This window comes from Enterobacter sp. 296B2, from assembly GCF_034106185.1.
In the GTDB taxonomy this organism is placed as follows: domain Bacteria; phylum Pseudomonadota; class Gammaproteobacteria; order Enterobacterales; family Enterobacteriaceae; genus Enterobacter; species Enterobacter cloacae_N.
Genome location: NZ_JAWNCA010000055.1, coordinates 1 through 10,982 on the forward strand (window position 1 = coordinate 1; position 10,982 = coordinate 10,982).

At 57.3% G+C, this 10,982-nt stretch carries 9 protein-coding genes; 2 read left to right on the forward strand and 7 right to left on the reverse strand.

The features are described 5' to 3' along the window. Positions 1-145: 145 nt before the first annotated feature. Positions 146-2,104: an acetate--CoA ligase gene (gene acs, locus URZ40_RS22635; RefSeq protein ID WP_320721217.1), complete on the reverse strand. Its 1,959-nt coding sequence runs from the start codon at positions 2,102-2,104 to the stop codon at positions 146-148. Positions 2,105-2,527: 423 nt separating this feature from the next. Here acs and gltP point away from each other — a divergent pair, with 423 nt between their 5' ends. Continuing rightward, positions 2,528-3,841, forward strand: a complete 1,314-nt coding sequence (gene gltP, locus URZ40_RS22640; protein ID WP_116343856.1) for a glutamate/aspartate:proton symporter GltP — start codon at positions 2,528-2,530, stop codon at positions 3,839-3,841. A gap of 53 nt (positions 3,842-3,894) precedes the next feature. On the opposite strand, the gene URZ40_RS22645 is transcribed toward gltP, so the two are convergent. The 3 genes from URZ40_RS22645 to fdhF all read right to left on the reverse strand — a co-directional run bounded on the left by URZ40_RS22645 (position 3,895) and on the right by fdhF (position 7,312). Further along, on the reverse strand, positions 3,895-4,569 hold the full coding sequence (locus URZ40_RS22645; RefSeq protein ID WP_116343857.1) for a tetratricopeptide repeat protein: 675 nt from the start codon (positions 4,567-4,569) through the stop codon (positions 3,895-3,897). Between the two features lie 121 nt (positions 4,570-4,690). Beyond that, positions 4,691-4,843 carry a Hok/Gef family protein gene (locus URZ40_RS22650; RefSeq protein ID WP_163331060.1) on the reverse strand — a complete coding sequence of 51 codons (153 nt, stop codon included), beginning with the start codon at positions 4,841-4,843 and terminating at the stop codon, positions 4,691-4,693. A gap of 321 nt (positions 4,844-5,164) precedes the next feature. Beyond that, positions 5,165-7,312: a formate dehydrogenase subunit alpha gene (fdhF, locus tag URZ40_RS22655; protein WP_233003587.1), complete on the reverse strand. Its 2,148-nt coding sequence runs from the start codon at positions 7,310-7,312 to the stop codon at positions 5,165-5,167. Between the two features lie 258 nt (positions 7,313-7,570). On the opposite strand from fdhF, the gene URZ40_RS22660 reads away from it, so the two are divergent. Continuing rightward, positions 7,571-8,302 carry a response regulator gene (locus tag URZ40_RS22660; protein ID WP_302220767.1) on the forward strand — a complete coding sequence of 244 codons (732 nt, stop codon included), beginning with the start codon at positions 7,571-7,573 and terminating at the stop codon, positions 8,300-8,302. Here URZ40_RS22660 and URZ40_RS22665 read toward each other — a convergent pair. The 3 genes from URZ40_RS22665 to URZ40_RS22675 are packed head-to-tail and all read right to left on the reverse strand — an operon-like array spanning position 8,299 to position 10,860. After that, positions 8,299-9,306 (reverse strand): carbohydrate kinase family protein, encoded by a 1,008-nt coding sequence (locus URZ40_RS22665; protein WP_116343860.1) that lies wholly within the window; start codon positions 9,304-9,306, stop codon positions 8,299-8,301. The genes URZ40_RS22660 and URZ40_RS22665 overlap by 4 nt on opposite strands. Further along, positions 9,303-10,163, reverse strand: a complete 861-nt coding sequence (locus URZ40_RS22670) for a ketose 1,6-bisphosphate aldolase (protein WP_320721218.1) — start codon at positions 10,161-10,163, stop codon at positions 9,303-9,305. Before URZ40_RS22670 ends, URZ40_RS22665 begins: the two co-directional genes overlap by 4 nt. A 10-nt stretch (positions 10,164-10,173) precedes the next feature. Then, a complete protein-coding gene (locus tag URZ40_RS22675; RefSeq protein WP_163331062.1) occupies positions 10,174-10,860 on the reverse strand; it encodes a D-lyxose/D-mannose family sugar isomerase in 687 nt (228 codons plus the stop codon). Positions 10,861-10,982: the final 122 nt, after the last annotated feature.

Consider the following 10,982-nt stretch of genomic DNA (forward strand, 5'->3'; position numbering starts at 1 on the left):
CCCTCCCCCCGCTGCGCCTGCGCTTGCGCCGGCCCGCGCCCGCGCCCGCCCCCCGCCCCCCCCCCCCCCCCCCCCCCCCCCCCCCCCGAAAGTGCGGTCTGATGCCCTCACCCCGGCCCTCTCCCACGGGGAGAGGGAGAAAAGATTACGATGGCATTGCGATGGCCTGCTTCTCTTCGAGCAGTTTTTCCACCACGCCAGGATCCGCGAGCGTTGAGGTATCACCGAGGTTGCTGGTGTCCCCCGCCGCGATTTTGCGCAAGATACGACGCATGATTTTGCCGGAACGGGTTTTCGGCAGCGAGTCGGTCCAGTGCAGCACGTCCGGCGTGGCCAGCGGGCCAATCTCTTTACGTACCCAGTTGCGCACTTCGGCGTACAGCTCCGGCGACGGCTCTTCGCCGTGGTTCAGGGTGACATAGGCGTAAATCGCCTGGCCTTTGATGTTGTGAGGGATCCCGACAACCGCCGCTTCGGCAATCTTCGGATGCGATACCAGCGCCGATTCAATCTCCGCCGTGCCCAGACGGTGGCCGGAGACGTTCAGCACGTCGTCCACGCGTCCGGTGATCCAGTAATAGCCGTCTTCGTCGCGGCGCGCGCCGTCGCCGCTGAAGTACATGTTTTTAAAGGTCGAGAAGTAGGTCTGCTCGAAGCGCTCGTGGTCACCGAACAGGGTGCGCGCCTGGCCCGGCCAGGAATCGACGATCACCAGGTTGCCCTCGGTGGCCCCTTCCTGCGGATTACCTTCGTTATCCACCAGCGCAGGCTGCACGCCGAAGAACGGACGGGTTGCCGAGCCAGCCTTCAACTGCGTCGCGCCCGGCATCGGGGTGATCATAAAGCCGCCGGTTTCGGTCTGCCACCAGGTGTCCATCACCGGGCACTTCTCGTTGCCGATCTTTTTCCAGTACCACTCCCAGGCTTCCGGGTTGATGGGCTCGCCCACGGAACCGAGGATGCGCAATGAAGAACGGTCAGTGCCCTCAATGGCTTTATCACCTTCCGCCATTAACGCGCGGATGGCCGTTGGCGCGGTGTAGAGAATGTTGACCTGGTGCTTATCGACCACCTGACACATGCGCGCCGGGGTCGGCCAGTTCGGTACGCCTTCAAACATCAGCGTGGTTGCGCCGCATGCCAGCGGGCCGTATAGCAGATAGCTGTGCCCGGTGACCCAGCCCACGTCGGCAGTACACCAGTAGATGTCGCCCGGATGGTAGTCGAAGACGTATTTGAAGGTGGTAGCCGCATAAACCAGATAGCCGCCGGTGGTGTGCAGCACGCCTTTCGGCTTACCGGTGGAGCCGGAGGTATAAAGAATGAACAGCGGATCTTCCGCGTTCATCTCTTCCGGCTGATGCTGGTCGCTCGCGTTCTCAATCAGGTCGCTCCACCACAGGTCACGCCCCTCGTTCCAGTCGATCCTGCCGCCGGTACGCTTAAGGACGATGACGTTACTGACCGTTTTGACGTTCGGGTTTTTCAGCGCCTCATCGACGTTTTTCTTCAGCGGGATACCGCGACCCGCACGCACACCTTCGTCGGCGGTGATCACCAGCTTCGAGTTTGAGTCGACAATACGCCCGGCAACCGCCTCAGGGGAGAAGCCGCCGAAGATAACGGAGTGGATCGCGCCGATGCGCGCGCAGGCCAGCATGGCCACCGCCGCTTCCGGCACCATCGGCATGTAGATGGCGACCACGTCTCCCTTTTTGATGCCTTTATCCAGCAGGACGTTGGCGAAGCGGCAGACGTCGCGGTGCAGTTCTTTATAGGTAATGTGTTTGCTCTGAGAGGCATCGTCGCCTTCCCAGATAATGGCGGTTTCATTCCCGCGTTCGGCAAGATGGCGGTCCAGGCAGTTCGCCGCCAGGTTCAGCGTGCCATCTTCATACCATTTAATGGAGACGTTGCCTGGCGCAAAGGAGGTGTTCTTCACCTTCTGGTAAGGTTTGATCCAGTCAAGGATGTGGCCCTGCTCGCCCCAGAAGGCGTCCGGGTTGATAACAGATTGCTGATATTTCTCGTGGTACTGCTCCGGGCTGATCAGGCAACGGTCCGCAATGTTGGCGGGAATGTCGTGTTTGTGTATTTGGCTCATGGCTTTTTTTCTCCTTGTAAGATGTTAATAATATGTCGCAAAAACGTTAATAGTAGGGGCTTTACAAGCTTTGTTTATTATTTGGGCGGCAGATCACGCATTGTCTGAAGAGTATGAAAAACGAGCGAATGAAACTTTGAAGGGAAATAATTTACGATAACTATTATTCACATTTTCGTTTAAAAAAGCGTTTTTATAACAAAAGGTTATTTATAAGAATTAGAATAAACTCTCGTCATCGTCGCTTTTGTGAGTGAAACGCGTCGTTCTTTAAGGCTTGCGCAACAGGTCGCGCAAATGATACTCATACGCCGCGTTAAAAAATCCCATAAACCAACGCAACACAATTCATACCCTTTCAGTATGTCTCCATATTCATGCAGTTTACGTGAATAAGGCGCTTCATTGAGGAAGTCAGTTTCTATGAAAAACGTTAAAGTCAGCCTGGCCTGGCAGATCTTAATCGCCCTTGTGCTGGGCATTCTGCTGGGCAGTTACCTCCACTATCACAGCGACAGCCGCGAATGGCTGATTGCGAACCTGCTCTCTCCGGCAGGCGATATTTTTATTCATCTGATTAAGATGATAGTGGTGCCGATTGTGATCTCGACGCTGGTGGTCGGTATCGCGGGCGTCGGTGATGCGAAGCAGTTAGGCCGTATCGGCGCGAAAACTATTCTCTATTTCGAAGTGATCACTACGGTTGCGATTATCCTCGGCATTACGCTGGCGAACGTGTTCCAGCCAGGCTCCGGGATCGATATGTCGCAGCTGGCGACGGTGGATATTTCGAAATACCAAAGCACCACTGCTGACGTGCAGAGCCATTCCCACGGTCTGATGGGGACTATCCTGTCGCTGGTGCCGACCAACATCATTGCTTCCATGGCGAAAGGCGAGATGCTGCCGATCATCTTCTTCTCGGTGCTGTTTGGCCTGGGGCTCTCCTCTCTGCCCGCAACGCACCGTGAACCGCTGGTCACCGTGTTCCGATCTGTCTCCGAAACCATGTTCAAAGTGACCCACATGGTGATGCGTTACGCGCCGGTCGGGGTGTTCGCGCTTATCGCAGTGACCGTGGCGAACTTCGGTTTTGCCTCCCTGTGGCCGCTGGCGAAGCTGGTGATCCTGGTGCACTTCGCGATCCTGTTCTTCGCGCTGGTGGTGCTGGGGATTGTGGCGCGCCTGTGCGGGCTGAGCATCTGGATCCTGATTCGTATCCTGAAGGATGAGCTGATTCTGGCCTACTCGACGGCAAGCTCTGAGAGCGTGCTGCCGCGCATTATTGAGAAGATGGAAGCCTACGGTGCTCCAGCGTCTATCACCAGCTTCGTGGTGCCGACCGGCTACTCCTTTAACCTGGATGGCTCAACGCTGTACCAGAGTATCGCCGCTATCTTTATTGCGCAGCTGTACGGCATTGACCTGTCGCTGTGGCAGGAGATCGTGCTGGTGCTGACCCTGATGGTGACGTCTAAAGGCATCGCTGGCGTGCCGGGCGTCTCCTTCGTGGTGCTGCTGGCTACGCTTGGCAGCGTCGGTATTCCGCTGGAGGGTCTGGCGTTTATCGCCGGTGTGGACCGTATTCTCGACATGGCGCGTACGGCGCTGAACGTGGTGGGGAATGCCCTGGCGGTGCTGGTTATCGCCAAGTGGGAACACAAATTCGACCGTAAAAAAGCGCTGGCGTATGAACGCGAGGTGCTGGGACGTTTTGATAAGACGGCCGATCAGTGATGTAAGGTATTCTACCCTCTCCCCTTTGGGGAGAGGGTTAGGTGGAGGGGATTCTACTCCCCGCTCAACGCATCAAACTCTTCACACCCCGTATCAAACCCTTCCGTACAGCTCAGGTTTAACCAATAGAGTGCTTTCTGTTTATTGGGCGTAATAAAGCCTTTCTCACCTTGCTGGAACAGCATTCCTGCCCAGTATTCGGCGTAGCCCGTGCGTGACAGAGACGAGCTGCGCTTAAACCATGACGCCGCCTGGACGTCGTCCTGCGCCACTTCTACGCCGTTGGCATAAATCAGCCCCAGCAGCAGCTGCGCATCGACCGCCGAGTCGTTGTCGATATCTTCGGTCGCCGTTTGCAGGAGCTTGATAGCCTGAGGATAGTCGGTTTTACCCGCCTGCGTGTTGACCAGCACGCGCGCCAGCATGATCGCGCCGCGTTTGCTGCCCGCGATGTTGGCCTGCTGTGCCAGGGCTTTGGCCTGGGCGTAATCGCCCTGCGTGAAGAGGATTTGTGACAACAGCGCCATGGCATCAACATCGCCGCCTTTAGCGGCTTTCTCTGCCCACAGCGCTGCCTGCTTTCTGTCACCGGAGCTGAAGTAGGTATCGGCGAGATAATACTGGGCGCGGGCATCGCCGGCTTCCGCCTGCTTCTGATATTGGCTGCCTATCTCATCCGCGCGGGCGAACGATGTTAAAAATAACAACAACAGAAAAATGGCTTTCATGGATTCTTATCATCTGGGTACACGCCGCGCAGTATAATCGCGGTAGCAAAAGAAAAAAATGGGTGCATTAAGACCTCAGCATCCTACACGCCGGGCGTACCCGGGGTTCCGCCCGAAGAGGTTAGCCTGCGTTGCAGGCTAATTTCGCCGCCACCTCCTGATGTTCACCCTTTATTGAAAACTCGCAGAGCTTACCGCGAGTAATAAAGGTAAAAATCACTATCGTCAGGCAAACAATAAAGACGATGCCTAACGCAGTTTTTAATGGCGTCATGCCTTTTACTCCTTGTCAAAAAAAGAATAAGAGGCTACTCTCAACCTGTTGGTTGTTGAGGGGTAGCCTCGGGTGAATGAAAATTTCCCGGGGCTTTCCACTTTCTGTCCCTCAACAATGCTCAAGACAGAAAGTCTTAAGCACCCGCCGCACATCTTATCCATCTGAATTAAAATGCAAAGATGTAATTCTGTTCAGCGCGAATTACATTATTTTTGCGAGCCGCTTTCCAGAATAATAATTGATATTTTTAATGTGCTAAGCGGAAATAAAAAGGGAGTGAATATATCACTCCCTTTATTCAACGATTAAATAACGGCTTCAGCCCATTGCGCTTTCACGCAGCCGTGCTTTCAGCTTGTTATATTCGTCGATCACATACTGTTCCGCCGCGCGTTGATCCGCAATCGGCTCCACGTTGACGGCGCAGTATTTATACTCCGGCGTTTTGGTTATCGGGCTTAGGTTCTCCGTCACCAGCTCGTTACAGGCACCAATCCACCACTGGTAGGTCATATAGACCGCCCCCTTGTTTGGACGGTCGCTGACCTGCGCGCGGGTGATGATGCGGCCTTTGCGCGAGTTCACCCACACCAGCGCTTCATCCTCAATGCCGAGGCGCTCCGCATCGGCGGTGTTGATCTGCGCGTAGCCCGGCTCATCCGCCAGCGCCGCCAGCGCGGCGCAGTTGCCGGTCATCGAGCGACAGGAGTAGTGGCCCACTTCACGCACGGTGGAGAGCACCATCGGAAACTCCTCGGTAAGCTTATCGATCGGCGCGACCCAGTCGCAGGTGAAGAACTGCGCCAGCCCGTTCGGGGTGTCGAACTTCTCTTTAAAGAGGTACGACGTCCCCTGGTCAGCTTCGGACTCATCGCGGCACGGCCACTGGATATACCCCAGCTCACCCATTTTTTCATAGGTGGCGCCGTAGAAGTCCGGACACAGACTGCGCAACTCGTCCCAGATTTCCTGAGTGTTGTTGTAGTGCATCGGGTAGCCCATGCGGGTGGCGATTTCGCTGATGATCTGCCAGTCGGTTTTCAGATCCCACTTCGGCTCGACCGCCTTAAAGAAGCGCTGGAAGCCGCGATCCGCCGCCGTGTAGACGCCTTCATGCTCGCCCCAGGAGGTCGACGGTAAAATGACATCCGCCGCCGCTGCAGTTTTGGTCATGAAGATATCCTGGACAATCACCAGCTCCAGATCCTCAAACCCTTTGCGCACCGCAGAGAGCTCGGCGTCGGTCTGGAGCGGATCTTCACCCATGATGTAGGCCGCACGCACTTCGCCGTGTGCCGCGCGGTGCGGCAGCTCGCTGATGCGATAGCCGGTGTGTTCCGGCAGGCTCTCGACGCCCCAGGCTTTTGCGAATTTCTCGCGGTGTTCCGGGAACTTAACGTACTGGTAGCCCGGATAGGTGTCCGGCAGCGCCCCCATGTCGCACGCGCCCTGGACGTTATTCTGGCCGCGCACCGGGTTCACGCCCACATGCGCCTTGCCCAGGTTTCCCGTCAGCATCGCGAGGCTTGTCAGGGAACGCACGGTTTCCACGCCCTGGTAGAACTGGGTCACGCCCATGCCCCAGAGAATGGCGGCGGTTTTCGCCCCGGCATACATCCGCGCCGCCTGGCGGATCTCCTGCGCGCTGACGCCGGTTATTGCCTCTACCGACTCCGGCGTGTAGCCTTCGACGATTTTCCGATACTCTTCAAAGCCTTCCGTACGGCTCGCGACAAACGCCTGGTCGTAAAGATTCTCCTCAATAATGACGTGCCCCATTGCGTTCAACAGCGCGATGTTCGAGCCGTTTTTCAACGCGATGTGCATATCCGCAATGCGCGCGGTTTCAATTTTGCGCGGATCGCAGACGATGATTTTCGCCCCATTCTGCTTGGCGCGAATAACGTGGTTCGCGACGATAGGGTGAGAATCCGCCGGGTTATAGCCGAAAATAAACACGAGATCGGTGTTATCTATCTCGTTGATGGCATTACTCATTGCGCCGTTACCGACCGACTGGTGCAGACCTGCAACCGATGGGCCGTGTCAGACGCGAGCGCAGCAGTCGACGTTATTGGTTCCAATAACGGCGCGCGCGAATTTTTGCATCACATAGTTAGTTTCATTCCCCGTCCCGCGTGAAGAGCCGGTGGTCTGAATGGCATCCGGGCCATATTTGGCCTTGATGGCGCTAAGGCGCGTGGCGACATAATCCAGCGCCTCATTCCAGGAGACGGCTTCCAGCTTGCCGCCGCGCTCGCGGCGGATCATAGGGGTTTTCAGGCGCGGGGTGAGGATTTGGGTATCGTTAATAAAATCCCAGCCGTAATACCCTTTCAGGCACAGCGTGCCCTGGTTGGTTTTCCCCTGCGCGGCCTCCGCCCGGACGATTTTGCCGTTATCGACCACCAGGTGGATCTTGCAACCTGAGGCACAATAAGGGCAAACCGTGACGACTTTTTTCATCAGTCTGCTCCAGTTAATCAAATCTTTCGCACCCACTAATGCAGCATCTATGCCATGTTTTTGATGTGGTTACTCCTGGGCTTTATGGGCGCTTTTCTGGTGAAAACCCTGACGAAAGGCCGACAATCGTCAAAATTGACGTGTCGAATGGGCAGCGGATGTGACATGGGTTGAATTTCCGTCATGGAAAAAACCATTTCACTGGAGCCGGCGGCAGAATGGTTCAGACTTAACATAATCCCCTGACGGAAGCATATGATGAAACCGGCGATTCTGGTGGTTGATGACGATATGGCGGTCTGCGAACTGCTGCAGGACGTGCTGAGTGAGCACGTCTTTACGGTGCTTGTCTGTCATAACGGCCAGGACGCGCTGAGACGGGTGCAGCAGGAGCAGGATATCGCCCTTGTTCTGCTGGACATGATGCTGCCGGATATCAATGGCCTGCAGGTTTTGCAGCAGCTGCAAAAGCAGCACCCGGCGCTACCGGTAATCATGTTAACCGGGCTGGGCAGTGAATCAGACGTGGTGGTAGGGCTGGAGATGGGGGCCGACGATTATATTGGTAAGCCGTTTAATCCGCGGGTGGTGGTGGCCCGGGTTAAAGCCGTGCTGCGCCGTACCGGGGCGCTGGCGGCAGAAGCGCCGATGCCACGCGTGGCGGGGATAACCTTTAACGACTGGACGCTGGATACCACCCGCTGTGAGCTGATTGATCCGCAGCGTAACGTCGTGCCCCTGACTCAGGGGGAATATGGCCTGCTGCTGGCGCTCACGCAGAATGCCCGTCGGGTACTTAGCCGCGAGCAACTCCTTGAGCTCACCCACAGCGAAAGTACCGAGGTGTTCGACCGCACAATTGACGTGTTGATCATGCGCCTGCGCCGGAAAATTGAAGCTAACCCGCATCAGCCTGCGCTGATTAAAACCATACGCGGGCTGGGCTACGTTTTTGCCGCCGATGTGTCGCATAGCGAGAAAGCGGCCTAAGTATTCTCTTTAATAAACAGCTGCAGTTCGGCCAGCGTTTTCGCGCCGTCAATCGCATTGGCCGCCAGCAGGCTGGCCCGCGCGCAGGCGTGCGCCAGATGAATACTCTCCGTTAGCGTCAGCGATTCATGACAGCCGTATAAAAAGCCCGCGCAAAACGCGTCGCCCGCGCCGACGCTGCCGATAATCTCGTTCTGCTCCAGCTTCCACGACGGAACCCATTGGCCCGCTTCTCCCGGTGTTTCACCCCATGCCCCTTCCGGGCAGTGGATTACCACCCGCTGACGAACGCCTGCCGCCAGCAGCTGCGCCGCGGCATCGGCGATATGGGCGATGTTCAGCGCATCGTCGGCGTCGCGCATCTCCAGCCCGCTAAATTCGCCGGCTTCCAGCTCGTTAATCACCAGGTAATCGAGATGGCGCAGGGCAGGGAGTACCAGCGGCTGATAGCGCGGGTCGCCCTTGCGGGAGACCAGATCGAGCGAGGTTTCATACCCTTGCTCGCGCATTTGCGCCAGCAGCCGCGCGCTGCGGGTGCCAAATTCGTCATCCGGCATATCCAGGCTGTCGAGCAGCAGCAGGTAGCCGAGATGGAAGATCTTCATCGATCCGTCGAGACGATCGAAAGCGGGGAGATCCAGCAGGCGGTTGGCGCCCGGCGAGTGGAAAAAGGTGCGCTGCCCGCTGGGGTCGGTCATCACCTGCGACATGGAGGTTGGCGCGAAGGTGGTGCGCTGCACGCGCTGGCGGTTAACGTGATACTGGTCGAGCATCGCCAGAATGTAATCCCCGTCACCGTCTTCCCCAATCAGCCCCACAGCCTGCAGCGGCAGGCTAACGTGCATTTTCGCCAGCGTCAGCAGAACGTTCAGCGGCGCGCCTCCGGTGGAACGTTCGCTGTGGGTGATTTCCGCCAGCCAGCCGCGCTCCGGCCACTGCACGATCTGGTGGACATGATCCACCAGCATATTGCCAGCGGCGATGATGCCTTTGCGTTCCATTATGCCTGCCTCGCGCTGCCGAAGATGCGCATCTGTTCGGCGACCGTATCGGTAATGGCCTCTTCTATCCCCAGCAGCAGCTCGGCAAACTCATCGTACAGCGGCTGGCGGTTTGCCATGCGCTGATCAACGGCATTCAACGCGGCCTGCGACATGCCGGTATAAAAATTAATTTTATGAATGCCCAGCTCGATGGCGCGGCGGAAGTCGGCATCGCTAATGCCGGAGCCGCCGTGTAAAACCAGCGGCAGACCCGTCTGCTGGCGAATGGCGTCCAGGCGGGGAAAATCGAGCTTCGGCTCGCCTTTGTATTTGCCGTGCGCGTTGCCGATGGCAACCGCCAGCGTGTCGATGCCGGTCTTATCGACAAATTCCCGCGCCAACTGAGGGTCGGTAAAGAACGCTTCATCCGCATGCCCGTAAAGCGCGCCGCCTTCATCACCGCCTACCGCGCCCAGCTCTGCCTCCACCGAGACGCCCACCGCGTGGCACATCTTCACTACCTCCCGCGTCTGGCGAATGTTTTCCTCGTAGCTCAGCGTCGAGCCGTCGAACATCACCGAGCTAAACCCTAAGCGCAGGGCGCGCACCACCGCCTCAAAATGCAGACCGTGGTCGAGGTTGAGCACCACGGGAATATCGTGACGGGCGGCTTCGAACTTCACCGCTTCGACAAGCGAATCCAGCGACACGTACTTAAAATGCACTTCGGCGATGTTGATGATAAACGGCGAGCGTTCCTGCTTCGCGGCGGCAAACAACGCGCGCAGGAAGTGGGAGTCAAGCACGTTAAACGCGCCCAGCGCATAGCGATGCGCTCTGGCGTGCTCCAGACCTTCGGCAAGAGAAATCAATGGCATCATTCACCCCTTATATCCGAAACAGGTTGTACTCGTTGCACAGCACCAGCAGCGCCGGTTCGTCTTCTTCGATGTTGTTATAGCGGGCAACGGGCTGCAAAAAGTGGTTGTCGTGCTCGTCGTCGTTTACCGATGACACCTCCCCGACCAGCACGTCGCCGAAGCCGCGTTCGCCCCAGAAACTGTGATACAGCCCTGGCGTAAGACAGATGCTTTCCCCAGGCGTGAGGCGCAGCTGGCTGCCGGGCGCGTGGGTCTGACGGCAGCCGTCGACGGTGACCGTCACGTCCGTGTTTTCGGTCTCTTCATGCGCTCCCGCATTCCACAATTCAACAATCAGATTCCCGCCGCCCCGGTTGATGATGTCTTCCCGCTTGCGCCAGTGGAAATGCATCGGCGTCACCTGGCCATCGCGCACGTGCATAATTTTTTCGGCATAGTTTTTTTCATAAGGCACGCCGTTGGGCGAGCCGTTGCGCAGGGTGAACAGCGTTAACCCCTGTGCGGCAAAATTGTTACCGCCGAACGCCGTCACGTCCCAGCCGAGCTTGAGGTCAAACACTTCCAGCCATGCGGCCTGCTCAAGCTGCTGCCATTTTGTGGGCGGAAAGCTGGCAAAAGGCGGGAGATGCACGTCGTGCATGGAAAAGAACTGTCGCGTGTGGCCGAGAATTTCATTGATGTCGGAGCGTTTCATGGGGACTCCTTGAGTTACGTGCAAAACCTTTCCCCTCACCCTAGCCCTCTCCCCAAACGGGGGGGGGGGAATGTAAAACCCCACCCCCATTGGGGGGGGGGCGGGGGGGGGGGGTAGTTAAC